15 protein-coding genes are annotated in these 16940 nt (G+C 44.2%); 11 read left to right on the plus strand and 4 right to left on the minus strand.

Annotated elements, in window-relative coordinates:
* Positions 1-18: 18 nt before the first annotated feature.
* The 5 genes from purM to ablB all read left to right on the plus strand — a co-directional run bounded on the left by purM (position 19) and on the right by ablB (position 5641).
* Positions 19-1059 (plus strand): phosphoribosylformylglycinamidine cyclo-ligase, encoded by a 1041-nt coding sequence (gene purM, locus NST09_RS03380; protein ID WP_017366751.1) that lies wholly within the window; start codon positions 19-21, stop codon positions 1057-1059.
* A complete protein-coding gene (gene purN, locus NST09_RS03385; protein ID WP_008344288.1) occupies positions 1056-1625 on the plus strand; it encodes a phosphoribosylglycinamide formyltransferase in 570 nt (189 codons plus the stop codon). Before purM ends, purN begins: the two co-directional genes overlap by 4 nt.
* Before the next feature lie 15 nt (positions 1626-1640).
* Complete coding sequence (gene purH / locus NST09_RS03390; RefSeq protein WP_008344287.1) at positions 1641-3179, plus strand: bifunctional phosphoribosylaminoimidazolecarboxamide formyltransferase/IMP cyclohydrolase; 1539 nt, start codon at positions 1641-1643, stop codon at positions 3177-3179.
* A gap of 12 nt (positions 3180-3191) precedes the next feature.
* Positions 3192-4466: a phosphoribosylamine--glycine ligase gene (purD, locus tag NST09_RS03395; protein WP_113747738.1), complete on the plus strand. Its 1275-nt coding sequence runs from the start codon at positions 3192-3194 to the stop codon at positions 4464-4466.
* Positions 4467-4795: 329 nt separating this feature from the next.
* The gene (ablB, locus tag NST09_RS03400; protein ID WP_342493350.1) at positions 4796-5641 is read left to right on the plus strand and encodes a putative beta-lysine N-acetyltransferase; all 846 of its coding nucleotides are present in this window, start codon (positions 4796-4798) and stop codon (positions 5639-5641) included.
* Here the strand turns inward: ablB and NST09_RS03405 are convergent.
* The gene (locus NST09_RS03405) at positions 5636-7294 is read right to left on the minus strand and encodes a PucR family transcriptional regulator (protein ID WP_046342866.1); all 1659 of its coding nucleotides are present in this window, start codon (positions 7292-7294) and stop codon (positions 5636-5638) included. The two genes, ablB and NST09_RS03405, sit on opposite strands and share 6 nt — an antisense overlap.
* A gap of 191 nt (positions 7295-7485) precedes the next feature.
* Here NST09_RS03405 and NST09_RS03410 point away from each other — a divergent pair, with 191 nt between their 5' ends.
* The 4 genes from NST09_RS03410 to NST09_RS03425 are packed head-to-tail and all read left to right on the plus strand — an operon-like array spanning position 7486 to position 11470.
* Entirely contained in the window at positions 7486-8850 is a 1365-nt protein-coding gene (locus NST09_RS03410) for an aspartate aminotransferase family protein (protein WP_052320331.1), read from the plus strand.
* A 12-nt stretch (positions 8851-8862) separates the two neighbouring features.
* The gene (locus NST09_RS03415) at positions 8863-9549 is read left to right on the plus strand and encodes a CoA transferase subunit A (RefSeq protein ID WP_129548141.1); all 687 of its coding nucleotides are present in this window, start codon (positions 8863-8865) and stop codon (positions 9547-9549) included.
* Positions 9525-10190: a 3-oxoacid CoA-transferase subunit B gene (locus NST09_RS03420; protein WP_342493351.1), complete on the plus strand. Its 666-nt coding sequence runs from the start codon at positions 9525-9527 to the stop codon at positions 10188-10190. The genes NST09_RS03415 and NST09_RS03420 overlap by 25 nt, the downstream gene beginning before the upstream one ends.
* Positions 10191-10204: 14 nt before the next feature.
* Positions 10205-11470: a peptidase gene (locus NST09_RS03425; RefSeq protein ID WP_144610677.1), complete on the plus strand. Its 1266-nt coding sequence runs from the start codon at positions 10205-10207 to the stop codon at positions 11468-11470.
* A gap of 227 nt (positions 11471-11697) precedes the next feature.
* On the opposite strand, the gene NST09_RS03430 is transcribed toward NST09_RS03425, so the two are convergent.
* Positions 11698-11919: a DUF2892 domain-containing protein gene (locus NST09_RS03430; RefSeq protein ID WP_008344274.1), complete on the minus strand. Its 222-nt coding sequence runs from the start codon at positions 11917-11919 to the stop codon at positions 11698-11700.
* A 125-nt stretch (positions 11920-12044) separates the two neighbouring features.
* Here NST09_RS03430 and NST09_RS03435 point away from each other — a divergent pair, with 125 nt between their 5' ends.
* Positions 12045-13787: an adenine deaminase C-terminal domain-containing protein gene (locus NST09_RS03435; RefSeq protein WP_342493352.1), complete on the plus strand. Its 1743-nt coding sequence runs from the start codon at positions 12045-12047 to the stop codon at positions 13785-13787.
* A 531-nt stretch (positions 13788-14318) separates the two neighbouring features.
* Positions 14319-14633 (plus strand): YerC/YecD family TrpR-related protein, encoded by a 315-nt coding sequence (locus NST09_RS03440; protein WP_007496879.1) that lies wholly within the window; start codon positions 14319-14321, stop codon positions 14631-14633.
* An 82-nt stretch (positions 14634-14715) separates the two neighbouring features.
* Here NST09_RS03440 and NST09_RS03445 read toward each other — a convergent pair whose 3' ends face one another.
* Both NST09_RS03445 and NST09_RS03450 read right to left on the minus strand, forming a co-directional pair.
* Positions 14716-15228, minus strand: coding sequence for a DUF3916 domain-containing protein (locus tag NST09_RS03445; RefSeq protein ID WP_213406477.1), 513 nt, complete (start codon positions 15226-15228; stop codon positions 14716-14718).
* Between the two features lie 93 nt (positions 15229-15321).
* Entirely contained in the window at positions 15322-16902 is a 1581-nt protein-coding gene (locus tag NST09_RS03450; RefSeq protein WP_342493353.1) for an FMN-binding glutamate synthase family protein, read from the minus strand.
* Positions 16903-16940 lie beyond the last annotated feature (38 nt).

A 16940-nucleotide genomic window follows, 5' to 3' on the forward strand; every position in this document is an offset into this window, starting at 1 on the left:
ATAAAAGGAGTGAATGGGATGTCAGAAGCATATAAAAACGCCGGTGTCGACATCGAAGCAGGATACGAAGCCGTTAAACGAATGAAAACACACGTAGAACGTACAAAAAGAGCAGGTGTCATGGGGGCTCTAGGCGGATTTGGCGGGATGTTTGATTTATCTGAACTGCCATATAAAAAGCCCGTACTTGTCTCAGGAACAGATGGTGTTGGTACGAAATTAAAGCTCGCTTTTTTAATGGATCAACACGATACGATCGGTGTAGATGCTGTTGCTATGTGTGTGAACGATGTACTTGCACAAGGGGCAGAGCCGCTCTTTTTCTTAGATTACTTAGCAGTTGGAAAAGCAGATCCTTTGAAAATTGAATCCATCGTCAAAGGTGTAGCTGACGGATGCGAGCAGTCTGGCTCAGCGCTTGTCGGCGGAGAGACAGCAGAAATGCCGGGTCTTTACACAGAAGAAGAATATGATATTGCTGGATTTTCTGTAGGTGTCGTTGAAAAAGATGAAATCGTCACAGGAGAGAACATCAAGGAAGGGCATTTGCTGATTGGACTCAGCTCTAGCGGAATTCATAGCAATGGCTATTCTCTTGTACGAAAAGTATTGCTTGAAGATGCGGGTCTAGATCTTCACCAAACGTATGAACCTTTTACAAGACCACTTGGAGAAGAGCTGCTTGAACCGACGAAGATTTATGTCAAGCCTGTTCTTAAACAAGTGAAAGCTGGCAAGGTTGACGGTATGGCACATGTGACAGGCGGCGGCTTTATTGAGAATTTACCACGTATGCTACCTGAAGGACTTGGTGTGGAGATTGATAACGGCTCATGGCCAGTTCCGCCTATTTTCTCCTTTATCCAAGAAAAAGGGCAATTGAAAGCAGAAGAGATGTTCAATGTATTTAATATGGGTATCGGCTTTGTCCTAGCCGTCAAAGAGGATGATCTTGTGGATGTGATCAGCGGACTTGAACAAGACGGAGAGAAAGCCTTCCTTATCGGACGAGTTCAAAAAGGAGAAGGCGTCACTTTCGGTGGTGGAAGTCTCTCATGAAAAAGTTTGCGATCTTCGCCTCTGGAAGCGGGACAAATTTTCAAGCCATTATTGATACGTTAAAAGAAGAACAGTGGCCGGCAAAAGCCGCCATTGTGATCTGTGATAAACCGGGTGCGAAGGTGCTGGAGCGGGCAGAGAAAGAGGGCATTCCGTCCTTTTCTTTTACGCCGAAGGCTTTCCCGAGTAAAGCCGCTTTTGAGCAAACCATCATTGAACAGCTGAAGCTGCATGAAGTGGAATGGATTTTCCTCGCTGGGTATATGCGACTGATCGGTCCGACATTGCTTGATGCATTTAGAGGGAAAATCGTGAATATCCACCCTTCTTTACTGCCAGCATTTCCTGGACTCGATGCGATTGGACAAGCCTATCAAGCAGGAGTCAAAGTGGCAGGCATCACGGTACATTATGTCGACGAAGGCATGGATACCGGCCCGATTATTGACCAAGCAGCCATTCATATTGAACAAGGGGAAGACCTTGAATCCATTGAAAAAAGAATGCATGAATTAGAACATACACTATATCCAAAAGTGATCAAATCACTTTTAGAATTATCTTAATGAGGTGACAAAGGCATGACGATCAAACGCGCATTAATCAGTGTTTCCGATAAAACAAATCTTGTACCTTTTGTGAAAGAACTAACAGAACTTGGCGTTGAAGTGATTTCAACTGGTGGTACACACAAACTTCTTCAAGAGAACGGCATTGATGTCATTGGTATTTCTGAAGTGACTGGCTTCCCAGAAATCATGGACGGACGACTCAAAACGCTTCATCCGAACATTCACGGTGGACTATTAGCAGTGAGAGAAAACGATGAGCATATGGCACAGATTGAAAAGCACGGCATTCAGCCGATTGATCTTGTCGTTGTGAATCTATATCCATTTAAAGAGACCATTTCCAAAGACGATGTCACGTATGAAGAAGCGATTGAAAACATTGATATTGGCGGACCGGGTATGCTTCGTGCTGCTTCTAAAAACCATCAGGACGTCACTGTGATTGTGGACCCGCGTGATTATGATTCTGTCGTTCAACAAATCAAAGAAGGCGGCGTCTCACTAGAGAAAAAACGTGAGCTTGCAGCAAAAGTATTCCGTCATACAGCTGCTTACGATGCCCTGATTGCGGATTATTTAACGAACTTTGTTGGCGAAACAGAGCCAGAACAGTTCACAGTCACATTTGAGAAAAAACAATCTCTTCGTTATGGAGAAAACCCGCACCAAGCGGCGACGTTCTATGAAAATGCGCTTCCAAGCAAAGGCTCTTTAGCTACTGCAACGCAATTACATGGAAAAGAACTTTCCTACAACAACATCAAAGATGCAGATGCAGCACTTCAAATTGTACGTGAATTTACGGAGCCCGCGGCTGTGGCTGTAAAGCATATGAACCCATGTGGTGTTGGGACAGGAGAAACGATTGCAGAAGCATTTGATCGTGCATTTAAAGCAGATGAAACGTCTATTTTCGGCGGCATTGTGGCGCTTAATCGTGAAGTAGACAAGCAAACGGCTGAGGTGCTCCATACGATTTTCTTAGAAATCGTCATCGCACCATCGTTCAGCCAAGAAGCACTTGATGTGCTAACAGCGAAAAAGAACCTTCGTCTACTAACATTAGATGTAGAAGCAGATCTTGGGAAAAAAGAAAAGCAGCTCACAAGTGTTCATGGTGGATTGCTCGTTCAGGATATCGACACATACGGTTTAGAGGAAGCAACGATCTCTATCCCAACGAAAAGAGAACCGACTGAAGACGAATGGAAAGACTTAAAGCTCGCTTGGAAAGTCGTCAAGCATGTGAAATCAAATGCCATCGTTCTAGCGAAGGATCAAATGACAGCAGGTATTGGTGCTGGTCAAATGAACCGTGTTGGCTCGGCTAACATTGCGATTGAGCAAGCAGGTGAAAAGGCAAAAGGCAGTGCACTAGGTTCTGATGCATTTTTCCCAATGGGCGATACAGTGGAAGCTGCTGCAAAGGCAGGCGTCACAGCGATCATCCAGCCAGGTGGTTCCATTCGTGATGAAGAATCGATCCAAAAAGCAGATGAATACGGCATCGCCATGGTCTTCACTGGCGTTAGACATTTCAAACATTAAGGGGATGACAGTGTGAACGTATTAATTATCGGCAGAGGCGGAAGAGAGCATACCATCGCATGGAAAGTGAATCAAAGCGAACTTGTCAGCCAAGTATTTGTCGCACCCGGCAATGATGGAATGACAGACGCAGCAAAGCTTGTACCGATCGACGAGGGAGATCATGAGGCGTTAATTCGTTTTGCAAAAGACAATAACATCGGTTTAACAATTGTCGGTCCAGAGGTTCCTTTAATTGCAGGTGTCGTCGATGCATTTGAAGAAGCAGGTCTCAAGGTATTTGGACCGAATGCAAAAGCCGCAATCATTGAAGGCTCAAAAGAATTTGCAAAAGACTTAATGAAAAATTATGATATCCCGACAGCCGCTTACGCCACTTTTACATCGTTTGAAGAAGCGAAGGCATATGTGGAAGAAAAGGGTGCCCCAATTGTCATTAAAGCAGATGGGCTTGCCGCAGGAAAAGGCGTGACAGTGGCAATGACGCTTGAAGAGGCGATCAACTGCCTGCATGACTTTTTAGAGGATGAAAAGTTTGGCGATGCGAGTGCATCGGTTGTCATTGAAGAATTTTTAACAGGTGAAGAGTTTTCTCTGATGGCCTTTGTCAATGGAGAAAAGGTGTATCCGATGGTGATCGCACAGGATCATAAACGGGCATTTGAAGATGACAAAGGACCAAACACCGGCGGGATGGGCGCTTATTCACCGGTTCCACAAATTTCTGATGAAGTGGTACAAAAAGCGGTGGAAGACGTCGTCAAACCAGCAGCTCGTGCGATGGTGCAGGAAGAGCGTTCGTTTACAGGCATTTTATATGCAGGCTTAATGCTGACACCAGAAGGCTCAAAAGTCATTGAGTTCAATGCACGCTTTGGCGACCCTGAAACGCAAGTAGTGCTCCCTCGTCTTGAATCAGATCTAGTCCAAGTATTCCTCGACATTCTAGATGGAAAAGATGTGGACTTGCAGTGGAAAGACACAGCTGCTGTCAGTGTCGTTCTTGCATCAGAAGGATACCCGGAAGACTACGCAAAAGGCACACCAATCGGTGCTTTGCAAACAACGGTCTCTGATGTCGTCACCTTCCATGCAGGAACGAAAAAGGAAAACGATCAATTCGTCACAAATGGCGGCCGTGTAGCAAATGTGACCGCATTTGACGACACATTTGAAGCAGCAAGATCAAGAGTGTATGAAGCGGTTGAAGAAATCATTCAGCCAGGTTTATTTTATCGCCGTGACATTGGCGCCCGTGCGCTGAAGGCTGCGGGAAAAAACGTTTAATCAAAACACCTTTCTATCTGACGAGATGGAAAGGTGTTTTTTCTTCTTTTGATGATTAGAAGGGATATAGCCCGAATATGGAGAAGTGTTATTGGATGACCCATTCACGAGGAGGCAACATGGAATTTAAGGCAATTATTCTCTTTGCAATATTCATGATCATTTCATTTCTCATAAATATAAATAACATTATGTTATTTGCCATTAAACACAATAAAATGAAAAAAGCTTCAGCCATTAGTTATATGATCCTATCCATTTTTTCTGGCATTGCTATTTCTTCATTTTTAATTTGGAAGTTTTTCATTAGCTAAGAGGGGAATGAGTGTATGGTGCAATTGAAGAAACTTGCAAACGAGCGTTTTTCTGCTTTGATCTGTATGGATCCATTTAATGAGCGAATTCGTTTGGATGACTATAGCGGCAGGGTGCAGGATGTGATTCAGTCCGTGCTTCAGGAAGCGGCGGACTGCAAGGCGTCTAAGGTTATTGTAAAAGTAAGGCGCGAGCATATGCTTCTTTTTTTAGCAAAAGGCTTTCGGCTTGAAGGGGTGTTTTCTCATTATTTTCTCGGAAGTGATGCATACGGCATGTCGCTCTTTCTGACCGAAGATCGAATGAACAGCCCATTTTGGTTGAAGGAAGATGAAATCGTTGCGTCTATTCAAGGAAAGCCGATTAAAAAAGACCAAGGCGTGTGGCAGGATGAGTATGTGATGAGGAAAGCCGGTCCAGAGGATGTGCACAAGCTGGCAGCGCTCTATGATACGGTCTTTGAAACGTACCCCACGCCAATGAATGAGCCAGATTACATCCGAAAGGTAATGGAGGAAGGGACGGTTTTTTATGCCGTTGAACATGACGGTCAACTTGTAAGTGCCGCATCCGCTGAAATCAATGTACCGTATGGTCATGCAGAACTAACAGATTGTGCAACCCTTCCCACATACAGAAAACTAGGATTCATGCATCATTTGATTCTAGCCCTCGAACAAGAGCTTCAATCCATGCACATTTATGTCTTTTATTCTCTTGCCCGTGCACTGTCCTATGGAATGAATCAAGTATTTTATCAGCTCGGGTATACATACACTGGGCGCTTTCAAAACAACTGCTATATTTTTGACAAAATTGAAGATATGAATCTATGGGTCAAAACGCCAAATGAATCATGAAATGGTTCTCATCTGATCAAGAAGACCAGATAGGCGGTACGCCATGATACTTAGCTGCAGCTTCATCCGATCATCAGTGGATTTGAGGCTGCAGCCTGTTCTCGTTTCAATTTGTTTCAACCGGTAGCTTAACGTATGCCGGTGAATAAACAATTCCCCCGCTGACTTTTGAATATTTTCATTGTGTGCCAAATACACTTCGAGTGTATGAATGAGGTCAGCTCCTTGTTTTTTTGTATAAAGCAGCGGGCTTAACAGCTCCACGTAAAAGTCATGCAAATTCATTCCGGCTTCGTTCATTTCAAGCAGCATACCATATAGACCGAGCTTCTGATAATGAATGATGCTGTCATCTGTTTTCAAAAGAGGAAGAAGCCTTGCTGCATACTGGGCTTCTTTTGCACTTTTGGCAAAGAGACTGATCTGGTCGTAGGCTCTTCCAATGCCAATCACAATGGGATGGACGGGGAAAAAATAAGACCAAGTACTGCGGCATTCTTCTGATGCGCGATACCAATTTGTTTCTTGGAAAGTGCTTTTCCCCGCTGGTGTCAGGACGAAAATGGAATCAAGCCTTGCCTTTAATAAAAAAGGAATTTGTCTGCGTTCAAAAATGGATGTGAGTAATTGGGATAGGCGCTGCACCATTTGATGATCGAGCTGTGTGTGCTGATGCTGAAATTGAAAGTAGATGACGACTTGTTCTTCGCTCATATCATATTGCAGCTTTCTTGCTTGTTCGATGACATAGCTTTCTTCTGTGTATTGCTGCTGCAACATATCATCCAATAAATGCCCCTGCATTTGGTTTTCTGTATCTTGAATGGCTTTTTGTTTCAACCATTCAATCGCATACACCGCACCAGCATGCTCAATGGCGATGGCATCGAGATGGTGCCACGTCTCTTTTTTCTTTAACGCCACAATGAACCCGAAAATATCCCCCATTGCAATCACAGGGCATGCGGCTAGAACAAACGCACCATATGTGTCATAGACGAGCCGGCCTTTTTCCTCTGCCTGCTTGAGCAGAGAAGAGGTTTCAATCGGTTCGTCATCTGTTAGAAAGCCAAAAGCATGAGAATAGGTCACTTCGTCTGTTTCGAGATGAGCTGCTGTTTGGTGCAAAAACACATCCAGTACGACGATATTTGCCGCTGTGAGATGTGCCAGTTCATCTGTAATTTGCGTGACATTTTTATTGCTCACATTTAAATGGGTCAGTCTTTGATGAATCGCGGAAGAATATTTGAGCTGATGGAGCTGACTGCTGACGATTTGTTCTAGAACGGCTTTTGTGATGTCTGAAAAATTGACGTGGGGCGGAATCTCGATGAGCGGAATACCGCTATTTTCGGCGGCTTCAATGAGTGATGCGGGAATTTCCGTTAAGTACACGCCTTTATAAATGGCAATGGCTGAAAGACGATGAGATTGAATCAATTTTTCAAGCCGGATGCGTCTTTCTTTATTTTCTGTCAGTCCAAATCCAGTTGTAACAAGTAATTCTCCTTCGGAAAGTCTAGACGTGTCCTCAATAATTTCCACAATGGTCACCCACTGGATAAGACGATCCAGTCCATTTTCTCCAGCAAGCAGTTTGGTTTCTTTCATCATATCGAGCGAGAGTGCATCTTTGACGAGAATCGCCATAGACTCATGACCTCCTTTTGAACACTCTTATACACCATGTATAAAAAACACGTGTGAAATTCGGGCGTATGGCGAATGGAGGATGACTGCCCTCTTGATTAAGCTAATCTTATACCAAGTATACAAAATTTTCTTGCGATTCATGTAAAAAGAAAAGTGCAGCTGCTGACAAGAGAGGGAGGAATGACAAAGTGGAGACCCGGGATTACTTAATCAAACCGATGTTAAATCAGCAATATCCTGTGGCTGTGAGAGGAGAGGGGATTTATTTATATGATCGGGACGGAAAAAAATATATAGATGGCTCATCAGGGGCAGTCACGGCAAGTATTGGACATGGCATACAAGAGATTATTGATGCGATGACGGAGCAAGCGAAAAAGGTGAGCTTTACGTACAGGTCACAATTTACGAATGAACCAGCGGAAGAACTAGCGTATGAATTGAGTACACTTTGCCCAGGTGATCTGAACTGGTCTTTTTTTGTAGGGAGCGGTTCAGAGGCAACGGAGACCGCTATGAAAATGGCGATTCAGCATTGGCAAGAGCAGGGGAAGACGGAAAAAAATCATATCATCTCAAGATGGATGAGTTACCACGGTATTACATTAGGGGCGTTGTCAATGTCAGGTCATATTGCAAGGAGAGAGCGTTTTGAACCACTGCTTGAAAAGCATCCAGTGCTGTCACCGCCCTATAGCTACAGGTCATGGCTGCCAAAGGAAGACAGCAAGCAGGTCGAGTGGTATGTCCAGGAATTTAAAACCGTCATCCAGCGTATAGGAAAAGAGAGGATCGCCGCATTGATTGCTGAACCGATTGTTGGCGCAGCGGGAGCGGCGCTCCTGCCGCCAGACGGATATTACGAAGCGATGAAGCGTGTCTGTGAAGAAAACGACATTTTAATGATCGCAGATGAAGTCATGACGGGCTTTGGACGAACTGGGAAAATGTTTGCGATGGAACACTGGGGCACGGTACCAGATATCATGGTTCTTGGAAAGGGCATGAGCGCAGGTTATTCTCCAATCGCAGCAGTTGTCTCAACGGATCGTGTGATGGCACCGATTATCAGTGGGTCCGGCTCTGTCATGGCAGGGCACACATATAGTGCCAATCCGCTTTCAGCAGCTGTTTCATTAGCGGTCATTCGATATATGAAAAAGCATCAGCTTCCCGATCGGGCTGACCTTTCTGGGCGATATCTAATGAATGCTTTAAAAGATCTGCAAGTCAATCATTCCATCATAGGAGATGTGAGAGGGAAGGGATTGCTGATTGGCATTGAGTTTGTCGCAGATCGTTTATCCAAAACGCCATTTCCTGCACATGCTCAGATAACCAATCTCGTCGTTGAAACGGCAAAACAAAATGGACTGCTGGTGTATCCAGCAAGCGCTGGAGAGGATGGAGTCGGAGGCGCAGCGGTTATGATCGCACCGCCGCTTTCCATCACACAGCAGGAAATGGATGAACTCATTGATTTATTCGGGCAGACCATCACACAAGTCGAACAAGAAGTAATCAATCGAGGGTTTTTCCCATCTGCTATGTAAGGAGGAACGAACATGAACAAAACTGTGGGTTTGGATGAAGTGATGACGCAATTAAAAGATGGCATGACCATCATGTTTGGCGGATTTGGCGGCGTGGGTTCACCACCATCGTTGATTGATGCCATTTTGGAAGCAAATATTCAAGATCTGACATTGATCGGAAATGATGCAGGTTTCCCGCAAATTGGTGTGGGCAGGCTCATCACAGAAGGAAGAGTGAAAAAAATCATCGCCTCTCATATCGGCTCAAATCCCATTGCCGGACAGAAAATGCAGGCTGGTACATTAGACGTTCATTTTTATCCGCAGGGCATTCTTGCAGAAAAAATCAGAGCAGGCGGAATGGGGCTGGCGGGCATTGTGACAGATGTTGGGATGGATAGCCTGAATCTCGATGAGAAACAATTGGTTGAGCTGAATGGGAAGAATTATATGTTAGAGCCTGCGCTCACAGCGGATATTGCCATCGTCAATGCCTACAAAGCAGATGAAGTGGGAAACTTGATTTTTGATAAAAGCGCACGGAATACAAACCCGATTGTGGCGATGGCAGGAGACTGGACCATAGCGGAGGCAGAAGAAATTGTGGCAGCAGGGCAGCTCGATCCAGAAGAAATCGTGACGCCAGGCGTATTTGTGAATCAAATCGTGCAATCAAAAGGAGTGAACTGGACATGGGCATGGGAGACATCGATTTAAGACACCGCATTGCCAAAAGAGCAGCACAAGAAATTGAAGACGGCATGATTGTGAATCTTGGGATCGGCATTCCGACCCTTTCGGCAGATTACATTCCATCACATTACGAGGTGTGGCTGCATGCAGAAAACGGCATTATGGGGGCAGGAGCCTCGCCGCTGCAAGGGGAAGAAGATCCGAATTTGTGCAATGCCGGTGGTTTTCCCATTACGTTGACAAAGGGCGGCTCGTACATGGACAGTACGACTGCTTTTGGCATCATCCGAAAAGGCATGCTGGATATGACGATTTTGGGTGCACTTGAAGTAAGCAGTAAAGGGGATCTTGCCAATTGGATTGTACCGGGGAAAAGAGTACCGGGTATGGGCGGAGCGATTGAGCTGGCGCAAAAAGCGAAAAAAGTGGTGGTGGTGATGAGCCATCTTGATAAACACGGTCGATCTAAAGTGAAAACGGCTTGTACATTGCCATTAACCGCTAAAGCGTGTGTCGATTTGATTATTACGGATATGGCGGTCATTGAGGTCAAGTCTCAGCTGCTCATTTTACGTGAAGTCATGCCGCCATTTCAGCCGGAAGATGTCATAAGGGCGACTGAAGCGCCATTAATTTTAGCGCCTGATGTCAAATCTGTTGTGTAGAAAGGATGAACGACTTGCAGCCAAAGACACGTATCAGAAACTGGATGAAAGAGCATCAGGATGAAGCCATTACGCTTCTTCAGCAAATGGTGCAATGTGACAGCACCCAAGGAAATGAAGAAGAGGTTCAGCAGATCGTGGCCAATAAACTGTCCGCCATTGGCTTTGATGTAGACGTTTGGGAAATTGGCGGCGATGAATTACTAGAGCATCCTTATTTTTATTCCCCGCGCCGATCTTTTCAAGGGAGTCCCAACGTTGCTGGGCGATTGAAAGGAAAAGGTGGCGGCAAATCAATTTTATTAAACGGGCACGTAGATGTGGTTCCGGCAGGAGATAAGAATCAATGGACATATCCGCCTTACAGCGGGCATATCATAAACGGGAGACTTTATGGACGCGGGGCAACAGATATGAAAGGTGGAAACGTTTCTTTACTCTTTGCGCTTGAGGCACTGCATGCGCTTCAGATTCCCCTTAAAGGAGATGTGGTGTTTCATAGTGTCGTCGAAGAGGAAAGCGGCGGAGCAGGCACACTTGCAGCAATAATGAAAGGGTACACAGCGGATGCTGCTATCATTCCAGAGCCAAGTCATATGAACATTTTTCCGATTCAGCAAGGATCAAAGTGGTTCAGGCTGCATATTAAAGGAAGGGCAGCTCATGGCGGAACAAGGTATCACGGTGTTTCTGCTATTGAAAAGAGCACGGTGGTCCTTTCTCATATAGCGGCACTAGAAAAAGAAAGAAATCAGCGAGTGACGGAGCCGCTGTTTCAGCATATCCCGATTCCAATTCCAATCAACATTGGGAAAATTCAAGGCGGTGATTGGCCGTCCTCTGTTGCAGATCTTGTCACAATGGAAGGCAGGCTAGGTGTGATGCCAGGTGAGACAGTTGAGCAGGCAGAGAAGGAATTAGAAAATTGGATGACTGGACTCGCGGAAAAGGATGATTGGTTTCAAGAACATCCTGTGGAGGTGGAGTGGTTTGGTGCTAGATGGCTTCCAGGGTCAATCGACTCTGATCACCCGCTTTTAGGTCTATTGAAGGAACAATATGAAGAGGTCATGCAGCACCCGCCAAAGGTAGAAGCCGCCCCTTGGGGGACAGACGGCGGATTACTGTCACAAGCAGCGGATATCCCAATCATTGTGTTTGGACCTGGAACGACAGAGCTTGCCCATTTCCCGAATGAATCTATTGAGATCAAACATGTCATTGAAGCAGCAGAAATCATTGCTGGTACGTTGGTCAAATGGTGCGAAGCAGCGGAGTGATTCACACACAAAAAAAGAAGGCTGTCTACTCAGCCTTCTCCAGCGTGCAGATAAACCCTCGCATTCGCCCGCTGGTCTGTGCGCCGGTGCTCACGAATGTAACATTCGCTCCGCTCCGGTGCTCGCCCTTCCTAGACTTCAAAGGTTTTCATGTCACGCTGAAAGGAAGGCAAAGGGCTAAAATAAAATTCATTTTAGCTCTTTGTCAACAATCTGAAAAAGGCTGTCTACTCAGCCTTCTCTTTATGTGTATTCTGCTGTTCACACATATAGGTCACTGGACAAAAACGAAGAATACCAGAACCCAATTTTAATCCGCCGAGCATGATGCCAAAAAGCAGCATTTTACTCCATGGTTTTCGAGCATATAAGGATCCAGCTACAGTACATATCGTCATTCCGCAGGCAATTCTCATGAGCGCTTCCATTAAGCCAAGATTAGGTTTCATTGCAAGTGATTCTCCTTTTTTAAATTATTTTAAGTGTGATTTCAAGAAATTGTAACGTTTCATTAATGCGTAACGTGGTTCGTTATGTTACGATAGGGCTAATACAAATGAAGGAGAGTATGTGAATGTCCGAACGTACTTTTAATTGGAGAAACAATGACATCCGCACACAAATCGATGTAGTCGACTCAAAAATAGTTCCAACACTCCTTTTAACGAATGGACTCGTGCTAAACCCGTTTTTGAAGCAATGGGTGAAGGCAAATATTTGGATACATGATGATCGAATTGTTTATGTCGGAGCAGAGCTTCCTCAAAATAAATCAGCTAAACGTGTGATTGATTGTGAAGGTAAATACATTGTGCCGGGGTATATTGAACCTCACGCGCATCCGTTCCATATTTATAATCCCCAATCACTTGCAGAATATGTGTCTCAATTTGGCACAACAACGATGGTCAGCGATAACTTATTTCTTCTTTTGCAAAGCAATGAAAAGAAAGCGCTTTCCGCTCTATGCGAATTAAAAAAGCAGCCATTTCAGTATTTCTGGTGGTCCAGATACGATCTTCAAACCGAGGTCAGGTATGAAGATGAGATGCTCCCTATTAACTATCGGAAAGAATGGATTGATCATCCCGACGTCCTACAAGGCGGCGAATTAACGAGCTGGCCAAGATTAATGGACGGTGATGATCTCATTTTATATTGCATGCAAGAAACGAAGAAGCAGAGAAAACGAATTGAAGGGCATTTCCCTGGGGCTTCTGAGAAAACGCTAACAAAAATGAAGCTGTTTGGAGCGGACAGTGATCATGAAGCAATGAATGCAGACGATGTGCTCAAACGCTTGTCTCTTGGCTATCATGTGTCGTTGCGTCATTCTTCCATCCGCCCAGATTTAGTGAACATTTTAAGGGAATTGCATGAGCGTGACTTTAGGCACTACGATCACTTTTTCTATACAACAGATGGATCAGCGCCTCACTTTTATGAAGAAGGCATGATCAATCGTCTCATTTCCATTGCCCTTGAAGAAGGCGTGCCTACTATTGATGCGTACAATATGGCGACCTTTAACATTGCGAAATACTATCAAATTGATGACTTATTAGGCGTGGTCGGTCCTGGCCGATTGGCTTCTTTGAATATTTTAGATGATCCGATGAATCCAAATCCAGAAACGGTGATTTCTAAAGGGGTGATCCTTAAATTAGAGGGGGAGAACCGGCATCAATTCCAAGAGACAAAATGGGAAAATGGCGGGCTCGAACCATTAGATTTAAGCTATGACCTGACGATGAGTGACTTGCAATTCTCAATGCCGCTTGGTGTCAAAATGCGAAATGCTGTTATTATGGAGCCTTATACAGTGGAGATTGATAACTCTGTCAACCAGCTGTCCTGTGACCATGATCAAAGCTTCTTCAGTCTGATTGATCGAAAAGGCGAGTGGCGCGTGAACACAGTGTTAAAAGGATTTGCAAACAAGGTGCAAGGATTTGTCAGCTCATTTTCAACCACGGGTGACATTTTAGTGATTGGGAAAAATAAAGATGATATGATGCTTGCTCATAAGCGAATGAAAGAAATTGGCGGGGGAATTGTGCTCGCAGAAAACGGAAAGATTTTGCATGAAATCCCGTTGCAATTATCAGGCTGTGCATCAGCTGAATCGTTTGAAACGGTTCTTCAGCAGGAGCAAACATTACGCGAGCTACTCATTGAGCGCGGGTATCCATTTGACTGCCCAATTGATACACTTGTCTTTTTCCAAAGCACACACTTGCCGTATATTCGAGTGACACCAAGAGGAATATTTGATGTCATGAAAAAAACTGTACTCTTTCCGTCTATAATGCGTTAAAATATAACAGAGTGGAGCTGTATCATATTTGCTAGATTTCTGACCGCTGTTATAGGGCAGGAGTGAGCAATGGATCTCTTCGCTGCTAGATATGGTGACAAAGCATAGGGCTTTGACATGACGAATGAAGTGCCCAATTGTAAAATGAATCTGTCGGTTACGCTGGCCGACCAACATATTTTGAATAATTAAGCAAGGCGGGGCGCAGTTTTGTCGTCTCGCCAAGCTTTCTACACATACTGTTTTTTAGGGAAAGACTTAACAGAGCAGAAGTGTTCTAGATATCGGAGGCAAACAAGTTTGTCAGATTGTCGCACAAGGAATATGACAAAACTTGTCGAATTTGTTTACGATAAAGAAGCTTCGGCTTACGAAAGAACCTGATGGTATTTTCAGCGTAGAACCAAACCTGTCATGATTCGTTCAAAGCTCATTGCTGAGGTTGAAAAAAATGAGTCAGGAAAGATACCGCTTTCTCAGAAAAGTCAGTGCGGAGCGGTGTGCCAATAGTAAAGGAGAAGATGTATAAAGATGCAAATTGATAAATTAAGGGGCAAAAGCTTAGATCAGCTATTCAACTCCATCTTATCCCTTAAAGACCTGGAAGAATGTTATCGATTTTTTGATGATTTGTGCACCATCAATGAAATCCAATCTTTATCACAGCGTCTTGAAGTAGCGCGTATGCTTCGCGAGGGAAATACGTATCACAAAATTGAAACGGAAACAGGTGCAAGTACAGCCACTATCTCACGTGTCAAACGCTGCTTGAACTACGGAAATGATGCCTATACGATGGCACTTGACCGCGTAGCAGAGCAACAAGCAACGGACGAAACAAAATAAAGCAGCTTTCACTGCAAACATTCTTTATGATTTGTCGTTTTGAAGTTGAACAAGTAGAGCCATTTCATTTGAAATGGCTCTATTAGATATCATCAAGTTCCCCCATAAACCATCGTTCACCTTCATAGGACACTTCATCGTCATCAGTGATTACTTCCTTAAAACCGATGGTTCGCATATTTTGTGCAACAGATAAATCCCATTCTTTTTGAATATTTCTCTGATCAGAAAGGGGAAGCCATGTCTGATACTCATCTTGTCTGTTGAAGAAATCTTTCACATAAGAATCCCCTTTAAACACAATGATTTGTGAATGCCATAATCCAGGCAGATCGACTGCGACCACGACACGATATATGTCTCCGTCGTTTGGTTTCAAATCAATGAGATGCTCAGCTCTATTCAATAGAGTTTGAATGCATAGACGTTTGATCTTTTTCGGTGTTCTGTTGGACGTCATAAAATCATAAGCCGCTGGTAAAGGCAGGTGCCAGTAGTCAGTAACATTCGCCGGAAACGACTGCGTATGTGCGTTCATTTCTTTTATGATCTGTTGAGTCTTTCGTTTCATACCGCGGATCTTTTTTTCACGCATACTCTTTCTCCTTATCATAGATCTATTAAGTCTTTTATACGTGATTGCGCAAGAATGTCAACGAAAAAAGGTGCGGAAACGCACCTTTTTAAGCTAGACAGACTGCTCTGTGCCTGAGAACATAGGGACTTCACTTGTCTGACCGTTTTCTTGTCTAAAAATAATATGTTTTTCGTTAAAATGAATAGGTGATTCGATTCCAGCTGCTGCGCATAAATTAAACAAACCTTCTCTAAGGGACAGGATATAATTGCAGACACGGTATTTCTTTTCCTCAATGGATAAACCCTTTTGCAGCTTTGGATCTGTGGTGGCAACCCCAACTGGGCATTTATTCGTGTGACATACTTGCGCCCGAATACAGCCAACCGAGAACATCAATCCTCGTGCGATATTCACAAAATCCGCTCCCATGGAAAGGGCAATTGCGATTTTATCAGGGGAGAGAAGTTTACCAGACGCAAACAGCTTGAGGTGATCTCGAACCCCATATTTCTTCAAAATTTGATGGACCATCGGCAGTGCGGTGAAAATGGGCAGGCCTGCGGAATCAGCCAGTTCATGAAAGGAAGCACCTGTGCCACCTTCTCCGCCATCCACTGTAATGAAATCAGGATGTTTTCCGCTTTTTTTCATATAGAGAGCAAGCTCCTCGATATCTTCTTTATGTCCAACAACTAGCTTGATTCCAACTGGTTTTCCACCGATGTTTCGCAGTTGTTCAATAAAATCAAGCATGTCAGGAATGGAGTGAAACATCTCGAACCGGTTCGGACTGTCAATGGATTGGTGCGGCGGCAGTTTGCGGATTTGGGCAATTTCTTCTGTGACTTTTTCACCGTCAATGTGTCCCCCGCGTGTTTTCGCTCCTTGTGCTAGCTTAAGTTCAAAGGCTTTTACTTCATCATGCTCACTTTTTTTCTTAAACTCTTCAAATGAAAATGCGCCATCCTCTGTTCGAACCCCAAATAAACCAGGCCCAATCTGGCAAATGATATCGGCGCCCCCTTTGAGATGGTAAGGCGAAAGCCCGCCTTCACCTGTGTTCATCCATGTGCCGCCAGCCATTTTTAAGCCGGAGGATAGAGCCGTAATCGCCCGGTCGCCTAAGGAGCCGTAGCTCATGGCTGATTGACCAATCAATCCCTTGACGCGGAAGGGTTTTTGGCATGTATGTTCACCAATGATTTGTACATCTTCTTCATGGAGATAATAAGGTTTTGCTTCAACTTCTTTCGTATGTTCACTTCTTCTAAGTAAATTATCTTGATCAATTTGATACACTTTTGTTTGAATGTTTTCTGATTGGTCGATGCGCAATTCATCTCGCTGCTTTGGAAAGAGGACGTTTCGAATGTAATAACCTGGCTTGTCAAAATCACGTTTTGAACCAAATCCCATTGTCCGGCTGTTGTATTTTCCAGACATGACGGCCTGCTCGTATTCTCTTCTTGAAAAAGGAAGTTCCTCTCGATCATTGAGAAAGAGATATTGGCGAAGCTCAGGTCCTATTTTTTCAAAAATGAACCGCAATTTTCCAATGACCGGATAATTCCGCAGGACAGAGTGTTCTTCTTGTTTTTCATCTCGCATCCAAATCCAGATGAATAAAATGATTGGTATGATGAAAAAAATCACTAATAATGCGCCAATGACAATGAAAGTTGTTGTCACGAAAATCCCCTCTTTTCTCTATCATTACTGTTGTTATT

Origin of the sequence: Bacillus sp. FSL W7-1346, assembly GCF_038593335.1 — a bacterium.
Classification (GTDB): domain Bacteria; phylum Bacillota; class Bacilli; order Bacillales; family Bacillaceae; genus Bacillus; species Bacillus altitudinis.

Coding starts and splice junctions, on each gene's coding strand:
- NST09_RS03415 (WP_129548141.1), top strand. CDS start 8,863: ATGAACAAAACTGTGGGTTTGGATGAAGTGATGACGCAATTAAAAGAT.
- NST09_RS03440 (WP_007496879.1), top strand. CDS start 14,319: ATGCAAATTGATAAATTAAGGGGCAAAAGCTTAGATCAGCTATTCAAC.
- NST09_RS03430 (WP_008344274.1), bottom strand. CDS start 11,919: ATGAAACCTAATCTTGGCTTAATGGAAGCGCTCATGAGAATTGCCTGC.
- purN (WP_008344288.1), top strand. CDS start 1,056: ATGAAAAAGTTTGCGATCTTCGCCTCTGGAAGCGGGACAAATTTTCAA.
- purH (WP_008344287.1), top strand. CDS start 1,641: ATGACGATCAAACGCGCATTAATCAGTGTTTCCGATAAAACAAATCTT.
- NST09_RS03405 (WP_046342866.1), bottom strand. CDS start 7,294: ATGGCGATTCTCGTCAAAGATGCACTCTCGCTCGATATGATGAAAGAA.
- NST09_RS03445 (WP_213406477.1), bottom strand. CDS start 15,228: ATGCGTGAAAAAAAGATCCGCGGTATGAAACGAAAGACTCAACAGATC.
- purM (WP_017366751.1), top strand. CDS start 19: ATGTCAGAAGCATATAAAAACGCCGGTGTCGACATCGAAGCAGGATAC.
- NST09_RS03420 (WP_342493351.1), top strand. CDS start 9,525: ATGGGCATGGGAGACATCGATTTAAGACACCGCATTGCCAAAAGAGCA.
- NST09_RS03435 (WP_342493352.1), top strand. CDS start 12,045: ATGTCCGAACGTACTTTTAATTGGAGAAACAATGACATCCGCACACAA.
- ablB (WP_342493350.1), top strand. CDS start 4,796: ATGGTGCAATTGAAGAAACTTGCAAACGAGCGTTTTTCTGCTTTGATC.